The 26,061-nt window shown below is 64.7% G+C and carries 28 protein-coding genes, 1 tRNA gene, 1 pseudogene and 1 riboswitch; of the genes and pseudogenes, 21 read left to right on the plus strand and 9 right to left on the minus strand.

Annotation, left to right across the window (positions count from 1 at the left end; all coding sequences use genetic code 11):
- Nucleotides 1-110: 110 nt before the first annotated feature.
- Nucleotides 111-345, minus strand: a riboswitch (cobalamin riboswitch).
- 69 nt (nt 346-414) lie between these two features.
- The 3 genes from cobT to cobS are packed head-to-tail and all read left to right on the plus strand — an operon-like array spanning nt 415 to nt 2,812.
- Nucleotides 415-1,479: a nicotinate-nucleotide--dimethylbenzimidazole phosphoribosyltransferase gene (gene cobT, locus B5X78_RS11090; RefSeq protein ID WP_079724606.1), complete on the plus strand. Its 1,065-nt coding sequence runs from the start codon at nt 415-417 to the stop codon at nt 1,477-1,479.
- A complete protein-coding gene (locus tag B5X78_RS11095) occupies nt 1,476-2,075 on the plus strand; it encodes a histidine phosphatase family protein (protein ID WP_079724607.1) in 600 nt (199 codons plus the stop codon). Before cobT ends, B5X78_RS11095 begins: the two co-directional genes overlap by 4 nt.
- On the plus strand, nt 2,066-2,812 hold the full coding sequence (gene cobS / locus B5X78_RS11100) for an adenosylcobinamide-GDP ribazoletransferase (RefSeq protein WP_079724608.1): 747 nt from the start codon (nt 2,066-2,068) through the stop codon (nt 2,810-2,812). The genes B5X78_RS11095 and cobS overlap by 10 nt, the downstream gene beginning before the upstream one ends.
- A gap of 8 nt (nt 2,813-2,820) precedes the next feature.
- Here the strand turns inward: cobS and B5X78_RS11105 are convergent, their stop codons facing one another.
- Nucleotides 2,821-3,198, minus strand: coding sequence for a TfoX/Sxy family protein (locus B5X78_RS11105; protein ID WP_079724609.1), 378 nt, complete (start codon nt 3,196-3,198; stop codon nt 2,821-2,823).
- Complete coding sequence (locus B5X78_RS11110) at nt 3,195-3,680, minus strand: GAF domain-containing protein (RefSeq protein ID WP_079724610.1); 486 nt, start codon at nt 3,678-3,680, stop codon at nt 3,195-3,197. The genes B5X78_RS11105 and B5X78_RS11110 overlap by 4 nt, the downstream gene beginning before the upstream one ends.
- A gap of 73 nt (nt 3,681-3,753) precedes the next feature.
- Between B5X78_RS11110 and B5X78_RS11115 the strand changes: the two genes are divergently transcribed.
- On the plus strand, nt 3,754-4,482 hold the full coding sequence (locus tag B5X78_RS11115; RefSeq protein ID WP_079724611.1) for a TMEM175 family protein: 729 nt from the start codon (nt 3,754-3,756) through the stop codon (nt 4,480-4,482).
- Nucleotides 4,475-5,140, plus strand: a complete 666-nt coding sequence (gene bioD, locus B5X78_RS11120) for a dethiobiotin synthase (protein WP_079724612.1) — start codon at nt 4,475-4,477, stop codon at nt 5,138-5,140. The genes B5X78_RS11115 and bioD overlap by 8 nt, the downstream gene beginning before the upstream one ends.
- A gap of 6 nt (nt 5,141-5,146) precedes the next feature.
- Here the strand turns inward: bioD and B5X78_RS11125 are convergent, their stop codons facing one another.
- Both B5X78_RS11125 and B5X78_RS11130 read right to left on the minus strand, forming a co-directional pair.
- Complete coding sequence (locus B5X78_RS11125; RefSeq protein ID WP_079724613.1) at nt 5,147-5,356, minus strand: (2Fe-2S)-binding protein; 210 nt, start codon at nt 5,354-5,356, stop codon at nt 5,147-5,149.
- Nucleotides 5,357-5,540: 184 nt separating this feature from the next.
- Nucleotides 5,541-6,015 (minus strand): annotated as a pseudogene (locus B5X78_RS11130) (RNA pyrophosphohydrolase); the annotation flags it as partial.
- Between the two features lie 119 nt (nt 6,016-6,134).
- On the opposite strand from B5X78_RS11130, the gene B5X78_RS11135 reads away from it, so the two are divergent.
- Nucleotides 6,135-6,211 (plus strand) — tRNA-Met (locus B5X78_RS11135).
- 66 nt (nt 6,212-6,277) lie between these two features.
- On the opposite strand, the gene B5X78_RS11140 is transcribed toward B5X78_RS11135, so the two are convergent.
- From B5X78_RS11140 to B5X78_RS11155, 4 genes are all read right to left on the minus strand, one after another.
- Nucleotides 6,278-6,880, minus strand: coding sequence for a DNA N-6-adenine-methyltransferase (locus tag B5X78_RS11140; protein WP_079724615.1), 603 nt, complete (start codon nt 6,878-6,880; stop codon nt 6,278-6,280).
- 86 nt (nt 6,881-6,966) lie between these two features.
- Nucleotides 6,967-7,068 (minus strand): cytochrome bd-I oxidase subunit CydX, encoded by a 102-nt coding sequence (gene cydX, locus B5X78_RS11145; protein WP_079724616.1) that lies wholly within the window; start codon nt 7,066-7,068, stop codon nt 6,967-6,969.
- An 11-nt stretch (nt 7,069-7,079) separates the two neighbouring features.
- On the minus strand, nt 7,080-8,234 hold the full coding sequence (gene cydB / locus B5X78_RS11150) for a cytochrome d ubiquinol oxidase subunit II (protein WP_079724617.1): 1,155 nt from the start codon (nt 8,232-8,234) through the stop codon (nt 7,080-7,082).
- A gap of 15 nt (nt 8,235-8,249) precedes the next feature.
- Nucleotides 8,250-9,818, minus strand: a complete 1,569-nt coding sequence (locus B5X78_RS11155; protein ID WP_079724618.1) for a cytochrome ubiquinol oxidase subunit I — start codon at nt 9,816-9,818, stop codon at nt 8,250-8,252.
- Between the two features lie 206 nt (nt 9,819-10,024).
- Here B5X78_RS11155 and ccoN point away from each other — a divergent pair, with 206 nt between their 5' ends.
- The 12 genes from ccoN (at nt 10,025) to cydC (ending at nt 22,361) form a co-directional block, all read left to right on the plus strand.
- On the plus strand, nt 10,025-11,464 hold the full coding sequence (gene ccoN / locus B5X78_RS11160; protein WP_079724619.1) for a cytochrome-c oxidase, cbb3-type subunit I: 1,440 nt from the start codon (nt 10,025-10,027) through the stop codon (nt 11,462-11,464).
- 13 nt (nt 11,465-11,477) lie between these two features.
- A complete protein-coding gene (gene ccoO, locus B5X78_RS11165; protein ID WP_079726145.1) occupies nt 11,478-12,098 on the plus strand; it encodes a cytochrome-c oxidase, cbb3-type subunit II in 621 nt (206 codons plus the stop codon).
- Nucleotide 12,099: 1 nt separating this feature from the next.
- Nucleotides 12,100-12,243 carry a cbb3-type cytochrome oxidase subunit 3 gene (locus B5X78_RS11170; protein ID WP_079724620.1) on the plus strand — a complete coding sequence of 48 codons (144 nt, stop codon included), beginning with the start codon at nt 12,100-12,102 and terminating at the stop codon, nt 12,241-12,243.
- Complete coding sequence (gene ccoP, locus B5X78_RS11175; protein WP_079724621.1) at nt 12,240-13,196, plus strand: cytochrome-c oxidase, cbb3-type subunit III; 957 nt, start codon at nt 12,240-12,242, stop codon at nt 13,194-13,196. The genes B5X78_RS11170 and ccoP overlap by 4 nt, the downstream gene beginning before the upstream one ends.
- Nucleotides 13,193-13,489 (plus strand): hypothetical protein, encoded by a 297-nt coding sequence (locus B5X78_RS11180; protein ID WP_079724622.1) that lies wholly within the window; start codon nt 13,193-13,195, stop codon nt 13,487-13,489. Before ccoP ends, B5X78_RS11180 begins: the two co-directional genes overlap by 4 nt.
- Before the next feature lie 170 nt (nt 13,490-13,659).
- Entirely contained in the window at nt 13,660-15,210 is a 1,551-nt protein-coding gene (locus B5X78_RS11185; protein WP_079724623.1) for a 4Fe-4S dicluster domain-containing protein, read from the plus strand.
- Nucleotides 15,207-15,716: a FixH family protein gene (locus B5X78_RS11190; RefSeq protein WP_079724624.1), complete on the plus strand. Its 510-nt coding sequence runs from the start codon at nt 15,207-15,209 to the stop codon at nt 15,714-15,716. The genes B5X78_RS11185 and B5X78_RS11190 overlap by 4 nt, the downstream gene beginning before the upstream one ends.
- Complete coding sequence (locus B5X78_RS11195; RefSeq protein ID WP_079724625.1) at nt 15,713-18,097, plus strand: heavy metal translocating P-type ATPase; 2,385 nt, start codon at nt 15,713-15,715, stop codon at nt 18,095-18,097. The genes B5X78_RS11190 and B5X78_RS11195 overlap by 4 nt, the downstream gene beginning before the upstream one ends.
- Nucleotides 18,094-18,285: a cbb3-type cytochrome oxidase assembly protein CcoS gene (gene ccoS, locus B5X78_RS11200; RefSeq protein WP_079724626.1), complete on the plus strand. Its 192-nt coding sequence runs from the start codon at nt 18,094-18,096 to the stop codon at nt 18,283-18,285. The genes B5X78_RS11195 and ccoS overlap by 4 nt, the downstream gene beginning before the upstream one ends.
- Nucleotides 18,275-19,000: a sulfite exporter TauE/SafE family protein gene (locus tag B5X78_RS11205; RefSeq protein ID WP_079724627.1), complete on the plus strand. Its 726-nt coding sequence runs from the start codon at nt 18,275-18,277 to the stop codon at nt 18,998-19,000. The genes ccoS and B5X78_RS11205 overlap by 11 nt, the downstream gene beginning before the upstream one ends.
- Nucleotides 18,997-20,691, plus strand: coding sequence for a thiol reductant ABC exporter subunit CydD (cydD, locus tag B5X78_RS11210; protein ID WP_139381535.1), 1,695 nt, complete (start codon nt 18,997-18,999; stop codon nt 20,689-20,691). The genes B5X78_RS11205 and cydD overlap by 4 nt, the downstream gene beginning before the upstream one ends.
- Nucleotides 20,688-22,361, plus strand: coding sequence for a thiol reductant ABC exporter subunit CydC (gene cydC, locus B5X78_RS11215; RefSeq protein ID WP_079724629.1), 1,674 nt, complete (start codon nt 20,688-20,690; stop codon nt 22,359-22,361). The genes cydD and cydC overlap by 4 nt, the downstream gene beginning before the upstream one ends.
- Here cydC and B5X78_RS11220 read toward each other — a convergent pair.
- Entirely contained in the window at nt 22,358-23,125 is a 768-nt protein-coding gene (locus B5X78_RS11220; RefSeq protein ID WP_079724630.1) for a Crp/Fnr family transcriptional regulator, read from the minus strand. The genes cydC and B5X78_RS11220 overlap by 4 nt on opposite strands.
- A 389-nt stretch (nt 23,126-23,514) precedes the next feature.
- On the opposite strand from B5X78_RS11220, the gene B5X78_RS11225 reads away from it, so the two are divergent.
- From B5X78_RS11225 to B5X78_RS11235, 3 genes are all read left to right on the plus strand, one after another.
- Entirely contained in the window at nt 23,515-24,861 is a 1,347-nt protein-coding gene (locus B5X78_RS11225) for a DEAD/DEAH box helicase (protein ID WP_079724631.1), read from the plus strand.
- Nucleotides 24,862-25,032: 171 nt separating this feature from the next.
- A complete protein-coding gene (gene queD / locus B5X78_RS11230) occupies nt 25,033-25,386 on the plus strand; it encodes a 6-carboxytetrahydropterin synthase QueD (RefSeq protein ID WP_079724632.1) in 354 nt (117 codons plus the stop codon).
- A gap of 270 nt (nt 25,387-25,656) precedes the next feature.
- Complete coding sequence (locus B5X78_RS11235) at nt 25,657-26,046, plus strand: phasin family protein (protein WP_079724633.1); 390 nt, start codon at nt 25,657-25,659, stop codon at nt 26,044-26,046.
- Nucleotides 26,047-26,061: the final 15 nt, after the last annotated feature.

Below are 26,061 nucleotides of genomic sequence, written 5' to 3' on the forward strand. Positions count from 1 at the left end.
CCCGCGCGACTGTGGTCGGGGAGGTTGCGCAACGGCGGGAACAACAGCGGACGGGCCAGGCGGAGAATGCAGAATGCGCGCGGCGGGCCGCCGCAACGCCCACCGCGTCGCAACCAGTCATCTTCCAGGCCGGTCTCCGGACTCGCGAGCGCGAAGGGTCTCTTCGCCGCCCAGACGCCTTCCCGTGCATGCACAGTGGCTGCTTGTCTGGACTTGTCTCGCTTACCGTTGCGGGGGCAGCGCCGGAATGGCTCGGCATATCGAGTGATACGCGATGCTTCACCGGCTTCCCGTTTCAACGCAGGGACAAAACGTCCGTGCGTCACCCGAAAGCCGGCGCAGTCTAGCAGAACCGCGCGCCTGCCCGGGCCGTGGGCTGGCTAGAATGCCTTCCCCCTTGCCGCAGGAACCACCGTGTCTTTCGATTGGATCGCCGACAGCCCGCCCTTGCCCTCCGCCGAACACCGCGAGCGCGCTGTCGCGCGGCAGGCGCGCCTGACCAAGCCGGCCGGATCCCTGGGCCGGATGGAAAGCGTGGCCATCGAGTTGGCGGCGCTGCAACGCCGCGACCGGCCTGGCGCACGGCAGGTGCCCGTGCTGATATTCGCCGGCGATCATGGCGTGGCCGCACAAGCCATCTCGGCTTACCCGCAGGAAGTGACCGTGCAGATGCTGCATAACTTCGCCAGTGGTGGCGCCGCGATTGCGGTGTTGGCGCGCGAGCTGGAGTTGTCGCTGCAGGTGATTGATGCCGGCTCGGTGGCCACGCACGCGATTGCTGGCGTGATCACCGACAAGCCTTGCCTGGGCACGCGCGATATCAGTCGCGAGGCGGCAATGAGCGAGGGCGAACTGGCCCATGCGCTGTCGGCGGGACGACGCGCGCTGGCCACTTGCGTAGAGCCCGATCTGGTGGTGCTGGGCGAGATGGGCATCGGCAATACCACGGCCGCCAGCGCCCTGGCGTGTGCCCTGACCGGCTTGTCGCCTGCGCAGCTGGTGGGCGCCGGCACCGGTCTGGACGCAGCCCGCATTGCCCACAAGCGCAGCGTGGTGGAGCAGGCGCTGGCCTTGCATGGTCCGGCACTGGCTGATCCGCAGGCGCCGGCGTGGGAAGCCCTGCGCCGCCTTGGCGGGCTGGAAATCGCAGCGATGGCGGGCGCGATGATCGCGGCCGCTCAGCGCGGCGTGCCGGTGCTGGTCGATGGCTTCATCGTTTCCGTGGCGGCCTTGGCCGCGATCACACTGCAACCGCAGCTGCGACCGTGGTTGTTGTTCTCGCATCAATCGGCCGAACTCGGCCACGCCCATGTGCTGGCAGCACTGCAGGCGCAGGCGCTGCTGCAGCTGGATCTGCGCCTGGGCGAGGGCAGTGGTGCGGCATTGGCGGTGCCGCTGCTGCGGCTGGCTTGCGCGCTCCACAACGACATGGCGACCTTTGAAGATGCGGCCGTATACAATCGCGGTGATGCCGGGTGATTGTCGATCTGGTCCGCCATGGCGACACCGGCAGGCGCGGCCATTTTGATGGTCGCCATGATCCGCCGCTGTTGGCCGATGCCTGCGCTGCGTGGCCTGCTGCGCCGCAGGTGGCATGGAGCCAAATCGTCAGTTCGCCGCTGCAACGCGCGCGCCAGACGGCGCAGGCCTGGCTAGGCGCTGCCGCACCACCTCTGCTGATTTCGCAAGACTGGAGCGAATGGCATTTCGGCGAGTGGGAGGGCCTGTCGCAGGAACAAATCGCGGCAAGCGAAGCGGGGCGCGCGGCGCTGGCCGCGTTCCAGCGCGACCCGGTCAGGTTTCCACCACCAAACGCCGAGCCCTGGCCGCTGTTCCAGGCGCGGGTGGAACGCGCGCTGCGGGCGCTGGCGACGCGGGATGATGCGGCACGGGTGCTGGTGGTCAGTCATGCCGGGCCGATTCGGCTGGCGATTTCGCTGGCCTGCGGCTTGCCCCTTTCAGCGCTCTGGGCCATGCGCATCGAGTACGGCACGCGCGTGCGCCTGCGCATCGGCCTGGACGGCAGCGACCGGTTGTGGGGCGAACTGATTGAACTGAGGCAAACATGCGACTGAGAGGATTGATCCTGGCGGTGCAATTCCTGACCCGTCTGCCGACGCCGCAGCTGCGCGATTTCCGCGCGGAGGAACTCAGCCGCACCGCCGTCTGGTTTCCCCTGGTCGGCATCATCATCGGCGCCTTGTTGCTGCTGCCGATGGCGCTGCTCGATGCGCGCCCGTGGTTGGCTGCGCTGCTGTGTCTGCTGCTGTGGGTATGGGTGACCGGCGCTCTGCATCTGGACGGCCTGGGAGATGTGGCCGATGCGCTGGGTGCGGCGCATCGTCGACCCGAACGTTTTCTGGAAGTGCTCAAAGACCCGCACATGGGAGTGTTCGGCACGGTCGCGGTGGTGCTGCAACTGATCACCAAGCTGGTTCTGCTGGCCGAGCTGGCCAGGTCACCCTGGTGGCTGGGTCTGTTGTTGCTGCCTGCGTGGGCGCGTTGGGCCACGACCCTGCTGTGGAGCCGCTTCCTGCCACCATTGCATCCGGGCATGGCCGAACAGTTTGGCTGGCACCGCAGTCGCGGCGCGATCTGGGACTTGATGTGGGGCGTGCTGCTGATCGGCGTCAGCGCCTGGCTGGCGCCGCCTCTGTTGATCACGCTGCTGCTGGCGCCGCTGGTGGCCTGGTTCTGGAAGCGCAAGCTCGGTGGCATCTCAGGCGATTGCCTGGGCGCGAGCACCGAAGTGATTGAAAGTCTGTTGTTGCTGGCGCTGGTGCTGGCCCCTGCCAGCGCACGGCTGTTCTGAGCTACGGCTCAGTCGTCGTGATCGCCGCCGGTGTAATCGAACAGGTTCATCGACGGCACCATGTGCTCATCTTCCTGCACCTGGGTGGTCGTCACCGGGGCGGCCACGGGCCGGTCGCGCGGCGCCGGCAACAGCGCAGCGGCCGCGTCGTAGGCCACCAGCAATTCGCCACGGCGGGCTTCGGGCAATTGCTGCCAATGGCAGTCGAGCAACGCGCCTTCCAGCGCATACAGCAGGTTCAAACTGGGGCGGAAGCCCGCGCGCTTGACCCGCACAAACGCTTCCACCGAACCAACCGCCACCAGATCTTCCTGCGTGCGCAGACCCACCTGACGCAACCACGCGGCCGACTTGGGGCCGATATTCCGCAACTTGCTGGTACTCACGTCAACGACTCCACAAAGACGGCGGCGATGGATTCAAGGCCGCGCTGGTCTTCTTCATCGAAGCGCGCCAGTTTGGGACTGTCCAGGTCCAATACACCGACCAGTTGTCCGTTCGTGCTCAGCGGGACGACGAGTTCCGAACGCGAGGCGCTGTCGCAGGCGATATGACCGGGAAACGCGTCGACATCCTCCACCCGCTGCGTCTGCAGCGTGCGGGCGGCAGCGCCGCACACGCCCTTGTCCAGCGGAATGCGCACGCAGGCCGGCAGACCCTGGAACGGACCCACCACCAGTTCGGTACCGTCGAAAAAGTAGAAGCCGGCCCAGTTCAGATCCGGCAGCGAGTGGTACACCAGCGCTGCCAGGTTGGCGGCATTGGCGATGCGATCCGGTTCGCCGGCCAGCAGCGCGCGGGCCTGGGCGGTCAACTGGGCGTATTGTTCCGGCTTGCTGCCGGTGAGCATCTGGCTGGTAAAGGACATAGCGGGATTCTAATCCGTGGTCCGTAAGGCCACGGTTTTCGCGTATTCGTTGGGGATTCGGGGAGATAACGGCATGACCGGGCAAAACAGGACGGAAGTGGTCTGGCGCGGCAGTGACAGCACCCGCCTGGAAGCGTTCGTGGACGCGGCATTTGCCTTTGCCGTGACGCTGCTGGTCATCTCGGGCGACCACCTGCCCGAAAGCCTGGATGACCTGCTGCGTGCGCTGAAAAACCTGCCGGCGTTCGCCGCCAGCTTCGCCATGGTGGCCATGTTCTGGTCCGCGCATGTCCGTTGGGCCAGGCAATACCGGATGGAGGGATTTCCGGCCACCCTGCTCAGTCTGCTGCTGGTGTTCCTGGTGCTGGTGTACGTGTATCCGTTGCGGCTGTTGTTCGGCACCTTCTTCAGCTGGGTGACCGGCGGTTGGGTGCCCATGCCACTGAGCGACGTACGCGGCGCGGGCGACATCCTGTTGATGTTCCTCGCCTATGGCGTGGCGTTTGCCTCCATGTCCGCCTGCATCGGTGGTCTCTACCTGTTGGCGTGGCGCGCCCGCCATCGGATGGGTTGGGACATCGAATCCGCCGCGGCCGCTGCGGGGCAGGTGGCCAGCCACGTCTACTTCGTGCTGGTGGCACTGCTGTCGATCCTGATTGTCGCGTTGCTGCCGAAGACGGCAGCTCCTTGGCAGGTTGCCTTGCCGGGTTGCGTGTACTTCCTGCTGTCCTTTACCGGCTGGATCTATACGATCGGTCATCGGCGCGCCGGTCGCGTCCTGCAATCGGAATCGCATGCGTAGCTTCTTTGTTACTGGTACGGATACCGGTGTGGGCAAGACCCGGGTCAGTTGTGTCCTGTTGCATGCCCTGCGTCAGCGCGGCTTGCGCGCGGTGGGAATGAAGCCATTGGCCAGTGGCAGCGAGCCCTCGGCGGATGACTGGCGCAACGACGATGCCCTGCAATTGCTCGCTGCCAGCGAACCCAAGCCCGCCTATGCGGACTTGAACCCCTACGCCCTGCCAGCCCCGTTGGCGCCGGAAATCGCGGCCCGCGAGGCAGGCGTCATCATCGAGACGGCGCGCATGCGTCAGGCCTTCGAGCGCCTGCAGGCGATGGCCGATACGGTGGTGGTGGAAGGTGTCGGTGGCTGGGCGGCGCCCCTGGCGCCCGACCTGGACCAGTTGGATCTGGTGCGTGAGTTCCGCCTGCCCGTGGTACTCGTCGTCGGGATGCGCCTGGGTTGTCTGAATCACGCGCGCCTGACGGCTCGAGCGATAGCGGCCGATGGCATTGAACTCATGGGCTGGATTGCCAACGAAGTCGACCCCGAGATGCAAAGGCGGGACGAAAACTTCGAATTGCTATGCGGCCGGATGGAGGCCCCGTGCTGGGGTCGGCTGCCATATCAGAGGGAGGGCAATCCTGCCGAATCGGCTAGCAGGATCAGATTGGACTGAGCGGCCTCAGGCTGCTTGCGACAAGCCCAGAATCGGCAAGCGGAATTCGTGCTCACGCAGGCGCGATTCGAGCAGGCTGCCGGCGAGATCCAAGCAACTGCCGCAGCTGGCCCCACATCCCGTACGCATCGTCAGCTCGGCCACGGTGCGGACACCAGAGGCGGCGGCTTCATGAATCTGGCGGTCAGTGACCCCGTTGCAGATGCAGACGTACACGGCGGGTGGGTGGGTGTGTCGGGCTGGATTGGCCCGGACCCATTTCACCCCGGATGAGAATGATTGTCAATTGTCGATCACTTGTTTGCATTGGTCCCGTTTAGCGGCGCCCGGCTACGCCGGGGACGCCCATGGTTGGGCTCGCCACGGTCCAGGCGTTTGGGCGCCACGGCCAGCGTATCGACGACGCTCCGGGCATAGGACGACAAATGACCCAGCGCACGGGCATATACACCGCGCTTGAACATCACCACATGCTCCAGCGGATACCAGAAATCGACCCACCGCCAATGGTCGAACTCGGGCGTGTCCGTCAGATCCAGGCGCAGGTGGTCCTCCGCACCGACCAGGCGCAGCAGGAACCAGACCTGTTTCTGGCCAATACAGACCTGACGTTCGTGGTGGCGGATGGCGCGGGCCGGCAACCGGTAGCGCAGCCAGCCAGGTGTTGCGCCCAAAACTTCCACATGTTCGGGCAACAGGCCGGTTTCTTCGCGCAACTCACGGTACATGGCCTCGACCGGGGTCTCGTCCGTGTTCATGCCGCCCTGCGGGAACTGCCAACCGTCCCGGCGCACGCGACGTGCCCAGAACACCCGGCCGTCCGGGCGCATCAGTACGATGCCGACATTAGGTCGGTAACCGTCCGGATCGATCACGATGCGGACTCCTGAATATCTACTGCTTCCGACTCTGCCATGCTGCGCCCGTGGGGACAAGTCGGGCCCGGCCGATTGACAGACTTCGCGCGAGCAGGAAAAATGTGCGGTTCCTGTCTGGCTATGTAGCTCAGCCGGTTAGAGCACAGCACTCATAATGCTGGGGTCGGTGGTTCGAGTCCACCCATAGCCACCAAACAGTCAGGAAGACCCCGCGGAAGCGGGGTTTTTCATTTCCGCGGTGCGCTTCGAAGCGGGATGGTCAACGTTGCGGCTTCAATACGAAGCCATGCTTGCGAAAGATGCCCGCAAATTCCTTGCTGCGCTTTCCGAAGTAGAAGAATGCCTGGCCGCGGGTGTTGCCCGAGACGTGCTTCATGTCGGCATTCCAGAAACTGATTCGGTGATGGGTGAAGCACAGAGCCGCACACCGACCGACCAGTGCATTGAACCAACGCGTGTCAGTGGCGTTGTTCACAAGCACGATGCCTTCTTCGATATGGCCGAGCGTCAGCTGGTCGATGAATCGATTGACCGCGCGCGTGCACAGTCCGGCCGAATAGGGCGGATTCATGAATACCCGCACGGGCTTGGTGCGCTGCCATTCGTGGTCGAAGGCCGAGTTTTCCAGCGTAAAGATGCGCGTGGCGCGCACGATCTTGTTGGCAGCAACCGAAGTGAAAGGATCAAGCTCGATTTCGCCAAGCACAGCGCGCACCGAATCCAGATACTCCGGCGGGGTAAACCACGAATCGGAATCGCGCGGCTGACTGGTGGGTACGCGACCGATGTATCCGAGGCGTTTGGCCGAAGCGCGATTCGCCCGCGCCAGCGGCACCACTTTGCTGCGCTCATTGCCATCCACAGGCGGCTATCCCCTTGTTGCATTCGACCAGGCGCACCAGCGACGCGGGCGCGTGGCGGGCACTTTAGCCTGCCGCAGGATCGCGCTCAAGAATCGCCTTCACCATCGCGGATCTCGTACCACATGCCATTGAGGATCGCGAACGTGGCCGCCAGGCCGACGCCGAGTATCCAGCTGAAGTACCACATCGCTTCACCTCTCAGTAAGCATTTGGATTCTTGCTCTTGCCCAGATGATCGGCACCCACCTTGCCGCGCAGCACGCGGAAGACCCAGGCGGTGTAAAGCAGGATCAGGGGAAGAAAAATGGCGGTGGCCACCAGCATGACGAACAGGGTCATGTGGCTGGACGAGGCGTCCCACACGGTCAGGCTGGAACCTGGCTGGACGGAGGAGGGAAGCAGGAAGGGGAAGGTGGTGAACCCCACCGTGAGAATGACGCAGGTGATGGCCAGCGCCGAACCCAGAAATGCCAATCCCGATCGGCCGACGCGCAAGCACGCCGAACTCGTCAGCAAGCCCGCCACGCTCAATGCCGGCAGCAGCCATAACGCCGGCCAGCGCGCGTAGTTCGCCATCCACAAGCCAGGTCCACTGACCACCACCTTGTTCAAAGGATTGGACGGACCCGCGGGGTCGACCGCGACCTGCAGCGCATAGCCGTTGATCCCGGTGGCGAGCCAGAGCCCGCCCACAACGAACAGAGCCGCTGCCACGACGGCAGACCAACCGCCCAGTCGACGCGCACGGGCGGAAATGTCGCCGTCGGTCTTGATAGCCAGCATCCCCGCACCATGGGCTACCAGGAGGGTGACACTGACCAGCCCACACAGCAGGGCGAACGGCGTCAACAAGGCAAAGAATCCGCCACTGTAGTGCGGTCGCAGAATCTCGTCGAAGTGAAATGGCACACCCAGCAACACGTTGCCCATGGCCACGCCAAACACCAACGCAGGAACGAGGCCACTGACGAAGAGCGCCCAATCCCACGCAGAGCGCCAACGCGCATCGGGTACCTTGCTGCGGAACTTGAAGCCCACAGGCCGCAGTATCAACGCGACCAGGATCAGGTACATCGCCAGGTAGAACCCTGAAAAGCTGACCGCGTACAGGGGTGGCCACGCGGCGAAGACGGCACCGCCGCCCAGGATCAGCCAGACCTGGTTGCCTTCCCACACCGGCCCAATCACGTTGAGCACGATCCGCCGCTCTTCGTCACTGCGTGCCACTGCCGGCAACAGCGTGGCCACGCCAAGATCGAAGCCGTCCATGACGGCGAAGCCGATCAGCAATATCCCCAGCAAGAGCCACCAGATCAGGCGCAGGGTGGGGTAGTCGAGTGGAATGGTATCCATGGGCGGGTTCCCGGGTCAGGCCGTGGAGGCGGCCGGCGCCGCGTCGTCTTCGGACTGGGATTCAGACATGCCTTCCGGTCCCTTCACGATGACTTTGCGCATCAACCAGACGTCGATGATCGCCAAGGTGGTGTAGACGATGACGAAGCCCGCGAGCGAGATCAGGATCTGGTGGAGCTTCAATCCGGATGCCGCGAAGAATGTCGGCAGGACACCGTCGATGATCCACGGTTGCCGGCCGTACTCGGCGATCAGCCATCCGGCTTCGATCGCAAGCCAGGGAAGCGGCAAGCTGTAGAAGGCCAGCTTCAGGAACCAGCGGCGTCTCTCAAGCTGTTGCGTGCTCGCTAGCCAGAACGCAAAGGCAAAGAACACGATGAAGTAGAAGCCCACGCCAACCATCAGGCGGAAACTCCAGAACAGCGGCGCGACATGGGGAATCGTGTCCATGGAAGCCTGGATGATCTGCGCGTCGGTGGCGCTGGTGATGTCTTCCCGGTAGCGCTTGAGCAGCAACGCATAGCCCAGATCATGCCAAGTTGACTCGAACACCCGGCGGGCCGTTGCGTCCTCCCGGTTCGCTCGCAGTTTCTGCAACGCGTCGTAAGCCACCAGGCCATTGCGGATGCGCTGTTCCGCACGCTCAACCAACTCCTGGATGCCCGGCATTTCCTTGTTGAAGGAACGCGTCCCGATGATGCCCATCACGTACGGGACATGGACCGCGTAGTGGTTGACGCGCTCGGCCTGGTCCGGGATCGCAAAGATGTTGAACCCGGCCGGCGCCGGTTCGGTCTCCCACATGGCTTCGATGGCGGCCAGTTTCATCTTCTGGTTCTCGCCGGCTACATAGCCGCTTTCGTCACCCAGCACCACCACCGACAACGCCCCGGCCAGACCAAAGCTGGCGGCCACCGCCATCGAGCGCTTGGAAAAGGCCACATTGCGGCCCCGCAACAGGTACCAGGCACTGATGGCGGTCACGAAGACCGCCCCCGTCACATAGCCGGCGCTGACGGTGTGGACGAACTTGGCCTGCGCCACCGGGTTGAAGATGACCGCCATAAAGTCGGTCACTTCCATCCGCATTGTTTCCGGATTAAACGTAGCGCCGACCGGGTATTGCATCCAACCATTGGCGATGAGGATCCACAGGGCCGAGAAGTTCGAGCCCAATGCGACCAGCCAGGTCACCATGAGGTGCTGTACTTTGGACAGCCGGTTCCAGCCGAAGAAAAACAGGCCGATGAAGGTGGCTTCCAGGAAGAAGGCCATCAAGCCTTCAATCGCCAATGGCGCACCGAAGATATCGCCCACATAGTGGCTGTAGTAGGACCAGTTCATGCCGAACTGGAATTCCATGACAATGCCGGTGGCCACGCCCATGGCGAAGTTGATGCCGAACAGGATGCCCCAGAACAACGTCATCCTTCGCCAGATGTCGCGCCCCGTCATGACATAAACACTCTCCATGATGGCGATCATGAAGGACAGGCCCAGCGTCAACGGCACGAACAGAAAGTGGTACATGGCGGTCAGCGCGAATTGCAAGCGTGACAGCTCGACAACAGTCATATCCGGCATGGCGTTGATTCGGCAGCGGAGTACGGGAGTGATTCTAGTCTCAGATGGCGGCGGCATGGGGCGACATTCGGTCGCATACCGGATATCGGCTCCCGCCAGCGATCATCTAGCCTCCCGGGGTGGCTCAGGCGACGGCGAGATTGATTGAAATCAATGCGTCCGGGGTCTGTGGCTGTGAAGAATGTGACATCGATGGAGGAGGCCGCATGCTAGGGGTCCAAAGCACATATAACGACAAGGTGGTGCGTCAGTTCGCGGTCATGACCGTGGTCTGGGGCATCGTGGGCATGGCCGTGGGCGTGCTGATTGCCGCCCAGCTCTACTGGCCTGCATTGAACTTCGACCTGCCCTGGCTGAGCTACGGCCGGCTGCGGCCACTGCACACCAACGCGGTCATCTTCGCGTTCGGGGGCAGCGCGCTGTTTGCGACCAGCTTGCATGTGGTCCAACGCACCTGCCATGTGAGGTTGCTCTCGGACAAGCTGGCGGCCTTCGTGTTCTGGGGATGGCAGCTCGTCATCCTGGCAGCCGCCATCACCCTGCCTCTGGGACTCACCCAGGGTAAGGAGTATGCCGAGCTGGAGTGGCCCATCGACCTGCTGATCACGGTCGTCTGGGTGGCCTACGCGGTGCTGTTCTTCGGCACCATCGCCAAGCGCAAGGTCAAGCACATCTACGTCGCCAACTGGTTCTACGGCTCGTTCATCATCGCCGTGGCCCTGCTACATATCGTCAACAATCTTGCGATTCCGGTGGGCCTGACCAAGTCCTATCCGGTCTACAGCGGCGCTGTCGATGCCATGGTCCAGTGGTGGTACGGACACAACGCGGTGGGCTTTTTCCTCACTGCCGGCTTCCTGGGCATGATGTATTACTTCGTGCCCAAGCAGGCCGGTCGCCCGGTCTATTCGTACCGCCTCTCCATCGTCCACTTCTGGGCGCTGATTGCGGTCTACATGTGGGCCGGTCCCCATCACCTGCACTACACCGCGCTGCCCGACTGGGCGCAGTCGCTGGGCATGGTGTTCTCGTTGATCCTGCTGGCCCCGTCCTGGGGTGGCGCACTCAACGGCGTGCTGACCCTGTCGGGCGTCTGGCACAAGCTGCGCACTGACCCGATCCTCAAGTTCCTGATCGTGGCCATCTCGTTCTACATGATCGCGACTTTCGAAGGACCGATGATGTCGATCAAGACGGTCAATTCGCTGAGCCATTACACCGACTGGACCGTGGGTCATGTACACGCGGGCGCATTGGGCTGGGTGGCGATGATTTCGGTGGGTTCCATCTACGCGCTGCTGCCGCGCCTGCTGGGCCGCGAGCAGATGTATTCGGTCAAGGCCATCGATCTGCACTTCTGGCTGCACACCTTGGGCGTGGTGTTCTACATCGCCTCCATGTGGATTGCCGGCGTCATGCAGGGAATGATGTGGCGGGCCACCAACGACGACGGCACGCTGACCTACAGCTTCGTCGAGGCGCTGAACTTCACGTATCCCTTCTACCTGATTCGCCTCGGCGGCGGCCTGCTGGTCCTGGGCGGCATGGGCGTGATGGCCTGGAATACGTGGAAGACCTTCGCCACCGCGCCTTCGACCGCGCCGCAGGAGATCCTGCCGGTCGATGTTTCCGAAGCGCGCGCCTGAGGACAAGACCGACATGAGCAACAGCAATTCCCACGAGAAAATCGAGAAGAATGTCGGCCTGATGGCGGTGCTGATCGCCGTCGCAGTGTCCTTCGGCGGACTGGCGGAAATTGTTCCGCTGATGTTCCAGGCCGAGGCCATCAAGCCGCTGGAAGGGGTGAAGCCTTACCCGGCGCTGGAACTGGCCGGACGCGATATCTATGTCCGCGAAGGTTGCTACAACTGCCATTCGCAGATGGTCCGTACGCTGCGCTTCGAGAGCGAGCGCTATGGCCACTACTCGCTGGCCGGCGAGTCGGTCTACGACCGGCCCTTCCAATGGGGCAGCAAGCGCACCGGCCCTGATCTGGCACGCGTCGGCGGACGCTACTCGGATGACTGGCATCGCGTGCATCTGATCAACCCGCGCGACGTGGTGCCGGAATCGAACATGCCTTCGTTCCCCTGGCTCGAGCACGCCAAGGTGGACGGAGAAGCCACGGCCGACCGCATGGCTGCCCTGCAGAAGCTGGGTGACCCGTACAGCGATGAGGAAATCGACGAGGCGGCCGAGGCGGTGAAAGACAAGACCGAGCTGGATGCGGTCGTGGCCTATCTGCAAGGGCTGGGCAAGCACGCCCCGCGAGGAGGTTGAGATGGTTTCCGGAATAGTGACTGGCGTCCTGCTGCTGCTCTTCATTGGCGGCTGGATCTGGGCCTGGAATCCGCGTCGCAAGGCCGACTTCGACGCTGCCGCGGCGCTGCCGCTGGAAGATGAAGACATGGAGAAGAAAGCATGAATGCCGGCTGGTCCTGGTACGTTGTCGGCCTGGTGGTGTTGAACATCATTGGTTGTGTATGGCTGTTGTGGTGGACCGCGCGCCGTCGTCCGGGTGATCCCGCGCCGGAAGAAACCAGCCACGTCTGGGATGGCGACCTGACCGAATACAACAAGCCGTTGCCGCGGTGGTGGATCAACCTGTTCTACCTGACCATCGTTTTCGGCATTGGCTACTTCGTCTGGTACGGGGGGCTGGGTGGATTCCAGGGCATGGGCAAGTGGTCGTCCGCGTCCGAGCACGCCGACAAGAAGAAGGTGGAAGACGCCAAGCTCGAAACCACCTTCAAACCCTATGCCGACCAGCCCATCGACGCGCTGGCGCAGAACCCCAAGGCGCTGGCGCTGGGTCGTTCGATCTTCAACAACACCTGCGCCACCTGCCATGGCTCCTCGGGACAGGGCGCCATCGGCTATCCGAACCTCAGTGACGATATCTGGCACTGGGGTGGCAGCCCGGAACGCGTTCTGGAAACCGTGCTGGATGGCCGTGACGGTGTCATGCCCGAGTGGGGCACGGCGCTGGAAGGCATGGGTGGCCCCAATGCGGTGGACTACACGGTCGCCTACGTCAGAACGCTGGGTCACCCGGACATGCTGCAGAACAACTTCATGGCCGCACAGGGCAAGAAGCTGTATGAAGGCGTCTGCACGGCCTGTCACGGCGTGGACGGCAAGGGCAACCAGGAGTTGGGCGCGCCGGACCTGACCGACAACTACTGGTTGTACGGTGACAGTACCGAGTCGCTCACCCGTACCATCCGCAACGGCCGTCACGGCACCATGCCCGCTCATCGGGAACTGCTGGGCGAAACCCGTAGCCGCCTGGTGGCAGCCTATGTCTGGTCGTTGTCTCACAAGCCCGGCAATGCGAAGGTAGCGGCAACATCCGCTCCCTCCGCAGGCCAGCCGTGACCGATTTCAGCGAACCGCGCTTTGATCATCCGCCCCGACCGCTCGCACAGCGGATCGGGGCTGTTCTTTGGCCCAGCTTTTTCGCCGCCGGTGTCGCGACGATGGTGTTCTTCGCCTTCATCGACCCACTGCAGTTGCGCGATGCCACCTTCCCGAATTGGGCCATGACCCGCGAGCTCGGCTACACGCTGGGCTTTTTCATGTTCTGGCTGGCCACATGTTCTTCCAGCTTGTTCACCTGGATTCTGTTGCGTCCTTCCAGTCGCTTCAATCGCGCATTGCCGCCGGACTGAGTCGCACGGGGCGCGTGCGACAAAACGTCCCTCGCCAATGCAAGGTCCGGAAGGGAGACTTTGTTTCATAGGTCACGATGCCACGCCGCCCAATCCGGCGAAGCCACTGCCATGACGACTTGCCAGAAATCCCTCACCGTCCATCCCCGACTGCCCAGGAAGAAGGCGCCATGAGTCGCCGCATCCCCATCGACGTTGTCGACGAACAGGGCAATTCCCTCTACATCAGTGAGCGCAAGGTCTATCCGCGCGATGTGGCGGGTCGACTGAACCGACTGCGGGTCGCGGCGGTGTTCTGGCTGCTGGGGATGTTCTACCTGTTCCCCTGGTTGCGTTGGGACGGCAGGCAGGCGGTGCTGTTCGATCTTCCGGCGCGCAAGTTCTACGTGTTTGGCCTGTCATTCTGGCCGCAGGACTTCCTGTTCCTGGCCTTGCTGCTGATCATCGCGGCGATGGCGCTGTTCTTTTTCACTGCCCTGGCAGGACGCCTGTTCTGTGGCTACGCGTGCCCGCAGACAGTGTGGACCGAAGTGTTCCTGTGGATGGAGCGCTGGACCGAAGGCGACCGTCATCAACGCATGAAGCTGGACGCCGGTCCATGGACGCGTGAGAAAATCCTGCGCAAGGGCAGCAAGCACCTGCTGTGGCTGGTGTTTGCGCTGTGGACCGGTTTCACCTTCGTCGGATTCTTCACCCCCATTCGCGACCTGACCCTGCGTGCGCCGTGGGGCTGGGGCGGCTGGGAGACGTTCTGGGTGCTGTTCTACGCACTGGCCACCTGGGGCAATGCCGGCTTCCTGCGCGAGCAGGTGTGCAAGTACATGTGCCCGTACGCGCGCTTCCAGAGCGCCATGTTTGATCGCAATACCTTGATCATCGCGTATGACCCGATGCGCGGGGAGCCGCGTGGCCCGCGCAAGCGCGGCATGGGCAGCGTGCTTGAGCGCGCGCGCGGCCTGCTGGAAAAGGCAGTGGCTTATGACTACGTTTTCCGGGCGCACCAGCATCCGACCGCTGCCGACAATCGCCTGCAGGCACGCGGCACGATCACTTTCGCGGGTGCCGGCGCCCACGCCGAACCCTTGCCGAAGTTCGCGCCCGAGCAATTGGGCGACTGCATCGACTGCACCATCTGCGTACAGGTCTGCCCTACCGGCATCGATATCCGCAACGGGCTGCAGTACGAGTGCATCGCTTGTGGCGCGTGCATCGACGCCTGCGACGACGTGATGGGCAAGATGGGCTACCCCACCGGCCTGATTCGCTATTCGACCCAGAACGCCATCGATGGCAAGAACACGCGGGTCATGCGTCCGCGCGTCTGGATTTATGGCGGCATCCTGCTGGCCCTCGTATCCAGTTGGGCGTGGGGCGTTACCCATCGCAGCGATCTGATCGTCGAAGTCCTGCGTGATCGCAACGCGTTGTACCGAGAAGCCGGCGATGGAAGCATCGAGAATGGCTACACGCTCAAAGTGATCAACAAGGACCAGCAGGCGCACAGCTACCGGATAACCCTGGCAGGCGCACCCGCGGGCATGGCCTTGGCCAATGACCTGCAGCAGGTGGAGGTGGATGCCGAACAGGTGCTCTCGCTGCCGGTCGTGGTGAGCGCCCCGGCGGGAACCACGGGCCGGCGACCGCTGAGCTTTCATGTGGAGCGCATTGATGGGCAATCCAGCAAGCAAGTGGACAGCAGTTTCTTCGGACCGAGCCCATGACTGACAAACGTCCCTTTTGGCGCGAACCCATGGTGTGGCTGGTGGCCGGGCTGCCGTTCGCTTCCATTGTGGCCAGCATCATCCTGATCACCGTCGCCGTGCGGACCGGTGGCGCTGACACCGTCACGGATGACGTCAAGCGCGTCGCCCAGATCCAGACCGTAGATCTAGGTCCGGATCAGCGCGCTGCGGAAGGCAAACTCAGTGTTGTGATGCGGGTGGACGAAAAGGGAATCGAGGTCATCCCGGTGACAGGTACCTTCAACCGCACGGAAAAACTGCAGCTCAGTCTCCTGCACCCTTCACAGGCGGAGCAGGACCGGCAGCTCGCACTCCCTCCCGGTGGCCTGGGCTGGCGCCTTGATGGCATCGAGGTGGATCCTTCGCACGACTGGAAACTGGAACTGGCCAGCGCGCAAGACCATTGGCGCATCAAGGGACGCCTACCCAAGCACGAGTTGGCCGCTCGCCTTGCACCCGCGCTGAAGGATGCGCCGACGCCGTGAGTGCGGCGGAAGACGCCTGTTTCCACTGTGGCGAACTGCTGCCTGCGCAGCCTGTTCGACAAAGCATTGCCGGCGCGGCACAGGCCTTCTGCTGCCATGGCTGCGCCGCCGCGGCCGCCTGGATCCGCGATTCGGATCTGGGCGGCTACTACCGCTTGCGCAGTGCCGCCGCCACCCGCGTGGACATGGAGCCGGTGGATCTTGGCATCTGGGATCGCGAAGACCTCCAGGCAGAACACAGCCACCTCATCAACGGCGGGCGGGAGATCATCCTGCTCACCGACGGCATGCGTTGCGCCGCCTGCGCCTGGTTGATTGATCGTGCGCTCGCCCGCGAGCCGGGTGTGATCGACAGTACCGCCAATGCCGTCACCGGTCGCATCCGGATCGCCTGGGATCCCACCCGGACGTTGCTGTCCTCGCTACTGCAACGCTTGGTGATGCTGGGATATCGGCCGTACCTGGCGGGCGGGGAAGCGAGCGAACGCGCGCGGCTGCGCGATCGAAAGCGCTGGCTGTTGCGGCTCGGCATCGCGGGACTGGGCGCCCTGCAGGCCATGATGTTTGCCGAAGCGCTGTACCTGGATGTCAACAACACCATGCCGGCGCCCACGCGGGATTTCTTTCGTTGGCTGACCTTCCTGGTGTCGTCGCCGGTGGTCTTCTACTCCGGCTGGCCTTTCCTTGCCGGTGCCTGGCGCGAGCTGCGCCAGCGTCACCTGGGCATGGATACGCTGATTGCCGGGTCCACTTTGCTGGCCTACTTCGCCAGCCTGGTGGAAACCATCCGTGGGGGCACGCACGTCTGGTACGACGCGGCCGTGATGTTTGTCTTCCTGTTGCTGGCGGCGCGCATGCTCGAGCAGCGTGCGCGCAACATCGCCACCGCCCAGGTGGATGCCCTGGCGCGCGCGCGCCCTGCCTTTGCCAATCGCGAACGGGCGGACGGCAGCCGTGAAAGTGTCCCCGTGGGGCAGCTGGAAGTGGGCGACGTGGTGCGGATTGCCGCCGGCGAGAGCGTGCCCGCCGACGGCGTGTTGCTGGATGCCGATGCGCACTTTGAAGAAGCCCTGCTGACCGGCGAATCCCGTCCCGTGCACAAGGCCATCGGCGCCGCGGTCTACGCAGGTACGCTGTGCCGCGAACAGCCGGCACGCCTGCGGGTGACCAATGTCGGCGCCGCCACCCGGCTCTCGCAGCTGGCTCGGTTGGTGGAAAGGGCACAATCGCATCGCCCGCCCATCGCCCGCATGGCCGATCGCCTGGGAAGCCGCTTCGTCGTGGCGTTGCTGCTGGCCTCCTGTCTCGTTTACCTGGGCTGGCGCATCTACGAGCCCGAGCGCGCCTTCGAAGTGTCGCTCGCGTTGCTGGTCATCAGTTGCCCCTGTGCCTTGTCGCTCTCGGTGCCGACGGCACTGGCCGCCGCCCACGGCACGCTGGCGCGGCTGGGCGTGTTGGCCACGCGCGCAGACGCGCTGGACACGCTCGCGCGTGCCACCGACCTGGTGTTCGACAAGACGGGGACGTTGAGCGACGCGGAGTCCTTGCAGCTGGAGGTGTCGACCTTCGCGGAAATGACCCCGCAGCGAGCTCGCGACCTGGCCGCGCAGCTTCAACGTGACAGTGGCCATGTGCTGGCTGGGGCATTCGCTCGACGCCTGGAGGCAGAGGCTGCCACCGGCGTGGAGACGTTCGCAGGCCAGGGTGTGCAAGGTTGGATTGACGGGCAGCAATGGAAGCTGGGGCAGGCCGGCTTCGCGTTTGGTGGGACCGATGATGGCGGCATCTGGCTGGGTGACGGTGAGCGCGGACTGGCCCGTTTCAGCCTGACCGAACAACCGCGCCCGGATGCAGCACAGGCAGTGGCAGCGTTGCGCGATCGCGGCTTGGCCATCCACCTGGCCAGCGGCGACGGGCAGGCGGCAGTCGAGCGCTTTGCCGCAGCGCTGGGCATCACTCAGCCACGGGCGCGGCAGACACCGGAAGACAAGCTCGCCTTCGTTCAACAGTTGCAACGCCAGGGACAGGTGGTGGTGATGGTGGGCGACGGCCTCAACGATGCGCCGGTGCTGGCCGGCGCAGACGTCTCGGTCGCCATGTCGCAGGGCGCGCCCTTGGCGCAGCGCGCGGCGGATCTGGTGATGACCGGCAGCTCGCTGTTGCGCCTGGCGCAGACCCGTGATCTGGCCCTGCGCACGCAGCAGGTGATCCGACAGAATCTGGCATGGGCCTTGGCCTATAACGTGCTGGCGCTGCCGTTGGCTGCGGCGGGCCTGGTGACGCCCTGGCTGGCCGCACTGGGAATGGCGTTATCCTCGCTGCTGGTCACTTTGAATGCGCTGCGCCTGACGCGCGTGGCAGGGAGCGCGGCCAATCCATGAGCATCCTCTTGATGTTGATTCCGATCAGCCTGGTCTTGCTAGGACTGGCGATCGCCGCGTTCGTTTGGGCGGTGCGGCGCGGTCAGTTCGACGATCTGGATACGCCGGCGCTGGATATCCTCGACGACGAACCCAAGCCGGGCCCGCCCCAGTCGGAACAAAGCAAGGAATCCACCGATGCCGATTGACGGGCTGACGTTGTTCGCAGCCTGGCTGAGTGGACTTTTGGGTGGCGTGCACTGCGCCGCGATGTGTGGCGGGATCGCTACCGGGCTTTCCGCGGTCAGCGGGCGCAGCGGCTGGGGGCCGGCGCTGCAGGTGAATCTGGGTCGCGTGAGCGGCTACGTGCTTGCCGGCGCCATTGTCGGCGCTTTTGGCGGTGGCCTGTTGCATCTGTTCCGCTCGGACGTTCTGGCGCTGGTGCTGCGCATGGCGGTGGGCGCCGTCCTCGTGATCGTGGCCTTGCGTCTGTTGGATCGGCGCGGGCGTTTCAACCTGCTGGCCAAGCCCGCGGCGCGTTTCTGGCGAGTGCTGCAACCCCTGCAGTCGCGCCTGCTGCCCGCGGATCGGCCGGCCAGTCGTTTTGCGCTGGGCATGCTGTGGGGTTGGCTGCCCTGCGGTCTGAGCATGACCCTGCTGACCGCAGCGTGGTTGCAGGCCAACCCGCGTGATTCCGCGCTGACCATGCTGGCGTTCGGGCTTGGGACGTTGCCGATGATGGTGCCGCTCACGTGGTCCGGTGCGCGGATGGGCCGCTGGTTGCAGCGCCCGGGTTGGCGCGTGGCTGCGGCAACGTTGGTGCTGACGGCGGGCATCCTGACCTTGGCCGCGCCATGGCTGATGCAAGTGCCCGCCTTGCACGGGGTGTTGAGCGCCCTGGGCTGCCGAAGCCTGCCTGCATGAGTGCAGAGCGTGGCCCGTCGACCGACGCTGCCGCAAGGCGTGCGGTCATCGATCGACTGGATCAGTTCACTGCATCGGCACGAACCAGCCTGTGGAAAGCACGCGCCGGCCTGCTGGTGGCGGGCGCCCTGTTGATTCCGCAAGCCTGGCTGATCAGTCAGGCCATGCAGCAAGTCTTCGTTGAACATCAGCCCGTGCTGCAGATACGCGGCGTGCTGGTAGCTTTGCTCGCGGTCGGGTTGCTGCGTGTGCTGGCTTCAGCCGTGGCGCGATGGAGCGCCGACAGCGCCGTGGAATGCGTGCGCCACTCGCTGCGTGCGACGCTGCTGCCACGCTTGGTCGCGCGCGGCCCGCGCTGGCTGCGTCGGCAGAGCAGTGGTGAGCTTGTCGAAGCGGTCACCGGCCATGTCGATGCACTGGAAGGCCATGTCGGCGGTTACCTGCCCGTGCGCTTCGAGGTGATGGTGGTGCCGGTCCTCATCCTGGCGGCCGTGTTCTGGGTGGACCGCGTGGTGGGCATGATCTTGTTGCTGACCTTGCCCCTGGCGCCGGTCTTCATGATGCTGGTGGGATGGGGCGCCGAAGCAGCCAGTCGACGTCAGCTACGTGTCATGGCCAGGCTCGGCGGACATTTCGCCGACCGCCTGCGCACGCTGGGGGTGATCCGCATCTATGGCCGCGCGGAAGCGGAGCTGGAGGGCATCGCCCAGGCGGCCGACGGTCTGCGCGAAAGCAGTTTGAAGGTATTGCGCATTGCCTTTCTTTCGTCGGCGGTGCTGGAGTTCTTCGCCTCCATCAGCGTAGCGATGATTGCGCTCTACCTGGGGCTGAGTTATCTGGGCATGATCGATTGGCGTTCCACCCCGTTGACGCTGTCGGTGGGCGTGTTCTGCCTGCTGCTTGCCCCAGAGTTCTATGCGCCGCTGCGTCGATTGGCGGCTCACTACCATGATCGCGCGGCTGCGCTGGCTTCTGCCGCGGAGCTGGGTGAACTGCTCGATCAGGACGCGCCGTCTTTGCCCGTGCATGCCAGCATGGCTCTGCCGTCTGGCTTGGCCCCCGCTGTTTCCCTGGAGTCGATCGCGTTGCGACCGTCGCCGTCGTCCGAGCCGGTGGTTCGCGACCTGAGCCTGCACCTGCAGCCGGGTGAGCATGTGGCGCTGACGGGCGCCAGCGGCACCGGCAAGACAACCTTGCTGGAAGCCGTGGCCGGATGGATGCCCGTGGATGAGGGACGGATCGCTTTCAGTCGAACCCCCAGGATTGGTTACGCATCTCAGCGCCCCTTCCTGTTCCAGGGAAGCCTGGCCGACAACCTGCGGCTGGCGGCGCCCGAGGCCACCGACGACGATGTCCTGGTCGCTGCGGAAGCCGCGCAAGTGATGCGTTTTGCCGCGCGATGGCCCGATGGCCTGCAGACCCGCGTGGGTGAACGAGGCTTTGGCTTGTCAGGCGGCGAAGCGCGTCGCGTGGCCCTGGCGCGGCTGTTCCTGCGCAAGCCGGATGTGCTGCTGCTCGATGAACCCACCGCCTTCCTGGATCCGGCCACCGAGCAGGCCGTGCTGGATGCACTGCTGGATTTCGCTCAGGGACGCACGCTCATCATGGCGACCCACAGTCGTGCGGTGCTGTCGCGGTTCGCACGCGTGGTGGATCTGTCGCGCTGGCGTGTCGGCGAGGTTCGAACATGAGCGAGCCGCGCGATGATCTGACCAGCGTCTTTCGGCGTCATCGGCATGGCGTGCTGCTGACGCTCTCGTTGATTCTGCTCACCTTGCTGGCGGGCATCGGCCTGCTGGGGCTGGCGGGTCACTTCCTGGTGGCGGCGGCGCTGGCCGGCGCCGTGGCGACGGGCTTCAATCTGTTCGGCCCCTCCGCCGGCATCCGTGCGCTGACCTTCGTGCGCATCCTGTCGCGCTATGGCGAACGGCTGCTGGGGCACAGCGTCACGCTCGCGTTGGCACGTGATCTGCGCGTGTGGTTTTTCCGCCGGACGCTGCCGCTGGCGCCGCTGCAGTTGGGACGCTACCGCACCGGCGAGTTGCTGGCGCGGCTGATGGGCGACATCGAATCCGTCGACGGGCACGTGGTGCGTGCGGTCGGGCCGTTATGGGCCCTGGGCACCGCGTGTGTCGTGGCCGTGATCGTGGCCACGTGCGTGTTGCCGATGGCGGGTGCGCTGCTGGCCTTGGCGCTGGCGACCGCTGCGCTGCTGGCGCCGTGGATTCAACAACGCGTATCGCAGCACCTGGAGTTCCGCCGTGCCGAACTGCGCGCGCAGATGCGCTACACGATCCTGGAAGGCCTGGAGGGCGCCGGGGATCTGTTTGCCTTCGACACCGTGGCTGCCTGGCAGGCGCGCGCGCATGAGTCCAGCGCGGCGTTGGCCGCATGCGAACTCGAGCGCAAGCGCAGACTTGCATGGGGGGGCATCGTGCACGGCCTGGCTGCAGCGATGGCGTTGCCGCTGATGGCCTGGGTACTGCTGGAGGCAGTCAACCGTTCAGCGCTGGGCGCACCCGCGGCCGCGGGTCTGTTCTTCATGACGGTTGCGATGCTCGAAGCAGCCGCCGGCGCCAGCCTGGCGTGGCAGGCGTGGCAGGCCAGCCGTGCTTCCATGGATCGCCTGCAGGAGGTTGTCGCGCTGACACCGCAGCTGCAGGCGGGGAGTGAAGTGCCGCCGCCTGCTGGCCTGCTTGAACTCGAGAACATCAGCCTCCGATGGACGGGCCAGCCCAGGCCGGTGCTGACGGATGTGTCACTGCGGCTGGCGCCAGGTCAGCGGATTGCCTTGCGCGGAGACAGTGGCGCTGGCAAGTCTTCGCTGATGAGCCTGTTGTTGCGCCTGCATGGGCCGGATACGGGTCATATCCGCTATGCCGGAACCGCCTTGCATCAATTCACCAGCGCAGCCTGGCACCGCCAACTGGGTTGGCTGCCGCAGGAAGCACCAATCTTCGCCGGCAGCGTGCGCGACAACCTGCGCATGGGTGATCCACTCGCCGACGACGAGCGCCTGTGGTGGGCCTTGGAACAGGTCCATCTGGCTGCGTTGATTCGTGGCTGGTCACAGGGCCTGTCGGGATGGATAGGCGAGGGCGGTTCAACCCTTTCGGCGGGTCAGGCACGGCGTCTGGCCCTGGCGCGTGTGCTGCTGCGGGATGCGCCCTTGTGGTTGCTGGACGAACCCACCGAAGGCCTGGACCCTGACACGGCCGATGCGGTGATGCGCAATGTGGCGATTGCCGCGCAGGAGCGTGCGCTGTTGATCATCACGCACGGCGAACTGCCGCCTGGAACGGTGCAGCAGAGCTGGCGATTGATTGACGGCTGCCTCTGGCGGGACGATGCCGGCGATTAGGCCGGCATTTCGGCCAGTGCGGCCAGTCGCTTGCGATCTTTCAGCGCGACCCGGTGCGGGTCTTCCGTGGCGATCAAGCCGTCCTGGCGCAGCCGGGTGAAGCTGCGGCTGACGGTTTCCACGGTCAGGCCCAGGTAGTCCGCGATATCGGTCCGCGGCATGGGCAGGATCACTTCATCGCCGCCATGGCCTTGCCGACGTCGCCGGCCATCCATGTCCAGCAGGAAGGACGCCAGACGCTCCAGCGGCGTCATGCGCGCCAGCGACATCAGGTTGGCGCGGGTATTGTCCAGTTCGACGCAGGCGCGTTCCAACAGCTCGCGTTCCAGCTCCGGGTGGCGGCTGCAGAGCGAGCGCATGTCCTGCATCGAGAACGCACACAGGCTGCTGTCCGTCACCGCTTCGATGGAATGGCGGTAATGCGAGGCTCCGCTGAATCCGATGAAATCGCCCGGCATCAGGAACCCGGCCACCAGCCGCCGACCATCTGCCAGCAAGCGGATCCGGCGCAGCGCGCCCGAAGTGACGGTAAAGACCTCGCGGCGGGCATCGCCTTCACGGGCGAGCACCTCGCCTGCGCGCAACGGGATGTCGCCGGCCAGCGCTTCCAGCGTCCGTGCCTGTTCCACCGGCAGGGCCGCGCAGACGGCCAGATGCCGGACCAGGCAACCACCGCAGCCGGTGTCCTCGGCCACGGCGCCGCTACCGGCGCGAGGCGTCGGTACCAGGGTAGGACCGTTCGGGCGGAGTACGCGCAGGCTCATGGGCGAGACGGCGTGGGGAGAAGGCAGACATGATACCGCTGGTCAGGGGGTCTTCATGGATGCGGCAGCTTGTCGCAGCCCGGCCTGACGGGCTTCTGGCCGGCAAACGTGACACGGATGGCCAGGATCGGGTACAGTGCGCGCCGTTCGCCAACGGCCGTTCGTTTCCCAACAGGCCCGCCGACGCAGCAACCGCCCCGCGGTCGCGTCCGCTCCACCCCCGACTTCTTTCGTTGAGCAAACACGGATTCGCTATGTTGGCGACCTCCGTCATCCCACCTCGCAGCGCGGTTTCAGGGAACGCTTCGGGTTATTCGATGCCTTCGATCCGTCTGGATGCAGATCTTGTATCCGGTCAGCGCCGGCTTCGACCTTTGGAGTCGTTACCCATGTCGTTTGAATCCCTCGGCCTTGCGCCGGCCCTGCTGCGTGCGTTGCAGGAGCAGGACTACACCCAGCCCACCCCGATCCAGGCCCAAGCCATTCCGCTGGCCCTGGACGGCCACGATCTGCTCGCTGGCGCCCAGACCGGCACCGGCAAGACCGCCGCGTTCGGTCTGCCGCTGCTGCAGTACCTGATCAACAGCCCGCAGGAAGTGGCTCCGCGCGGTGGCCGCAAGCCGCGCGCGCTGGTGCTGACCCCCACCCGCGAGCTGGCGGTGCAGGTGCATGACAGCCTGCGCGGCTACGGCAAGTACGTGCGCGTGCCCAGCACCACCATCTACGGTGGCGTGGGCATGAACAACCAGCTCGACGCCCTGCGTCGTGGCGTGGACCTGGTCATCGCCTGCCCGGGCCGCCTGATTGACCATATCGAGCGCCGCAGCGTGGATTTGTCCGGCATCGAAATCCTGGTGCTGGACGAAGCCGACCGCATGCTCGACATGGGCTTCCTGCCGTCGATCAAGCGCATCCTGGCCAAGCTGCCCAAGCAGAACCGCCAGACCCTGCTGTTCTCCGCCACCTTTGCCGAACCGATTCGCGCACTGGCGATGGAGTTCATGCGCAATCCGCAACACGTGCAGGTGACCCCGAGCAACACGGTGGCCGACACCATTACCCACCGCGTGCATCCGGTTGACGGTGGTCGCAAGCGCGACCTGCTGTTGCATCTGTTGGCCGCTGACAGCCGCGTGCAGACGCTGGTGTTCGGCCGCACCAAGCATGGTTGCGACAAGCTCGCCATGTTCCTGGAAAAGAGCGGCGTCAAGGCCGCGGCGATCCACGGCAACAAGTCGCAGGGCGCACGCTTGCGCGCGCTGGGCGACTTCAAGGCCGGCCGCGTCAATGTGCTGGTGGCCACCGATATCGCGGCACGCGGCATTGACATCGATCAGCTGCCGCGCGTGATCAACTTTGAGTTGCCGATGGTCCCCGAGGACTACGTGCACCGCATCGGCCGCACCGGCCGAGCCGGTTCGCAGGGCGAAGCGATCTCGCTGGTCGCGCAGGACGATGCCAAGCTGCTGCGCCAGATCAACCGCATGCTGGGTCGTGATCTGGATCTGAAGGAAGTGCCGGGCTTCATCCCGCAGGTGCCGATTCGCTGGGGCAATTCGCATGCCGGCAGCGACGAGCGTCCGGGTGGCCAGAAGGCGCCGCGCAAGCAGGGTCGTCGTCCGCATCCGGCGGCGCCGCGCCACGCCCATGCGGGTCCCAAGAAGCACGGTGGTGGGCAGTCGCGCCAGGACGGCGGCCGTGGCCGCGGTGGTCAGCGCCAGCGTCCTTCGGCGTAAGGCAGCACCGCTCCGGATCTGACGCGATGAGTGTGGACAGCAGGGCTTCCGCCCCTGCTGTCGCCGCCCGCTACATTCACGGCATGTGCGTCAGAGGCCGTGGGCATCGCCGCGAGCGTTCCCTGCACGTTTCCGTTTGCGGCAGCCATAGCCAACTTGGACAATAGCGCCATGGATATCTTCAAAATCTTCACCCTGGAAGCCGCACACCGCTTGCCCAACGTGCCGGAAGGGCACAAGTGCGCGCGCCTGCACGGACATTCGTTCCGGGTGGAACTGCATGTGTCCGGCGATCTGGACCCGCATACCGGCTGGGTGATGGACTTTGCCGACGTCAAAGCCGCCTTCAAGCCCATCTACGACCGCCTGGACCACCATTACCTCAACGACATTCCCGGTCTGGAAAACCCGACCAGCGAGCGTCTGTCGATGTGGATCTGGGAGCAGCTCAAGCCGGCGCTGCCCAATCTGAGCGAAGTCGTGGTCCACGAGACCTGCACCGCCGGTAGCCGCTATCGCGGGTGAGGGCGTTGCCGTCCTCCCGCCATGGCAGTTGATGCCAAAGCGGGTGGCGGAGCGCGGGCTGGATCGCGATCTGAGGACCACACACAGGCGCGATGACTCACTGACGAAACTCGTCCGGCGCTCGCGCGGTCGCCTGCTGGCTCGCCTAAGCCTCTGATTCTTAACGAGCGCATACCGTTCGTCGGATTTCCATACGGTCGTTATTGCACTGCAACAATGTGAGGGTTATGCTGCGCCGCAACAAGTAGGCAATCCCCTTTGGAGCACGCCATGACCCAGTTCAACGAGCAGTTCAGCACCTTCACGCACCAGTTCGCCGCCGCAGCTTCGCGCGCCAACCGCCTGGCGCTGGAAAGCGCCGAGACCGTCTTCGGCGTGCAGCTCAAGACCTTCGAAAAGAACGTCGACGCCACCACCGCCTTCTTCGGCGAGCTGGCTGAAGTCAGCGACGTCGAGAGCTACAAGACCCTGTGGCCGAAGGGCCTGCAGGTGGCCAAAGACAACGCCGAGCGCCTCGTCGCCGCCAGCCAGGAAGTGTTTGGCCTGAGCCTGAAGACCGGTGAAGCCTTTGGCCAGTTGGTGAAGACCCAGTTCGAAACCGCTACCGACAACGTCCAGGCCACCGTGGCCAAGGCGACCAAGGCAGCCAAGGCCAAGTAATCGGCCCTGCAAGAA

Source organism: Pseudoxanthomonas indica (assembly GCF_900167565.1).
Lineage (GTDB): Bacteria > Pseudomonadota > Gammaproteobacteria > Xanthomonadales > Xanthomonadaceae > Pseudoxanthomonas_A > Pseudoxanthomonas_A indica.

Excerpts from the sequence above, each read along its gene's own strand:
- cobS (WP_079724608.1), top strand. The coding sequence starts at position 2,066 with ATGCGACTGAGAGGATTGATCCTGGCGGTGCAATTCCTGACCCGTCTG.
- B5X78_RS11110 (WP_079724610.1), bottom strand. The coding sequence starts at position 3,680 with ATGTCCTTTACCAGCCAGATGCTCACCGGCAGCAAGCCGGAACAATAC.
- B5X78_RS11115 (WP_079724611.1), top strand. The coding sequence starts at position 3,754 with ATGACCGGGCAAAACAGGACGGAAGTGGTCTGGCGCGGCAGTGACAGC.
- bioD (WP_079724612.1), top strand. The coding sequence starts at position 4,475 with ATGCGTAGCTTCTTTGTTACTGGTACGGATACCGGTGTGGGCAAGACC.
- cydX (WP_079724616.1), bottom strand. The coding sequence starts at position 7,068 with ATGTGGTACTTCAGCTGGATACTCGGCGTCGGCCTGGCGGCCACGTTC.
- cydB (WP_079724617.1), bottom strand. The coding sequence starts at position 8,234 with ATGGATACCATTCCACTCGACTACCCCACCCTGCGCCTGATCTGGTGG.
- B5X78_RS11155 (WP_079724618.1), bottom strand. The coding sequence starts at position 9,818 with ATGCCGGATATGACTGTTGTCGAGCTGTCACGCTTGCAATTCGCGCTG.
- ccoN (WP_079724619.1), top strand. The coding sequence starts at position 10,025 with ATGCTAGGGGTCCAAAGCACATATAACGACAAGGTGGTGCGTCAGTTC.
- ccoO (WP_079726145.1), top strand. The coding sequence starts at position 11,478 with ATGAGCAACAGCAATTCCCACGAGAAAATCGAGAAGAATGTCGGCCTG.
- B5X78_RS11170 (WP_079724620.1), top strand. The coding sequence starts at position 12,100 with ATGGTTTCCGGAATAGTGACTGGCGTCCTGCTGCTGCTCTTCATTGGC.
- ccoP (WP_079724621.1), top strand. The coding sequence starts at position 12,240 with ATGAATGCCGGCTGGTCCTGGTACGTTGTCGGCCTGGTGGTGTTGAAC.
- B5X78_RS11185 (WP_079724623.1), top strand. The coding sequence starts at position 13,660 with ATGAGTCGCCGCATCCCCATCGACGTTGTCGACGAACAGGGCAATTCC.
- B5X78_RS11190 (WP_079724624.1), top strand. The coding sequence starts at position 15,207 with ATGACTGACAAACGTCCCTTTTGGCGCGAACCCATGGTGTGGCTGGTG.
- ccoS (WP_079724626.1), top strand. The coding sequence starts at position 18,094 with ATGAGCATCCTCTTGATGTTGATTCCGATCAGCCTGGTCTTGCTAGGA.
- B5X78_RS11205 (WP_079724627.1), top strand. The coding sequence starts at position 18,275 with ATGCCGATTGACGGGCTGACGTTGTTCGCAGCCTGGCTGAGTGGACTT.
- cydD (WP_139381535.1), top strand. The coding sequence starts at position 18,997 with ATGAGTGCAGAGCGTGGCCCGTCGACCGACGCTGCCGCAAGGCGTGCG.
- cydC (WP_079724629.1), top strand. The coding sequence starts at position 20,688 with ATGAGCGAGCCGCGCGATGATCTGACCAGCGTCTTTCGGCGTCATCGG.
- B5X78_RS11220 (WP_079724630.1), bottom strand. The coding sequence starts at position 23,125 with ATGAGCCTGCGCGTACTCCGCCCGAACGGTCCTACCCTGGTACCGACG.
- B5X78_RS11225 (WP_079724631.1), top strand. The coding sequence starts at position 23,515 with ATGTCGTTTGAATCCCTCGGCCTTGCGCCGGCCCTGCTGCGTGCGTTG.
- queD (WP_079724632.1), top strand. The coding sequence starts at position 25,033 with ATGGATATCTTCAAAATCTTCACCCTGGAAGCCGCACACCGCTTGCCC.
- B5X78_RS11235 (WP_079724633.1), top strand. The coding sequence starts at position 25,657 with ATGACCCAGTTCAACGAGCAGTTCAGCACCTTCACGCACCAGTTCGCC.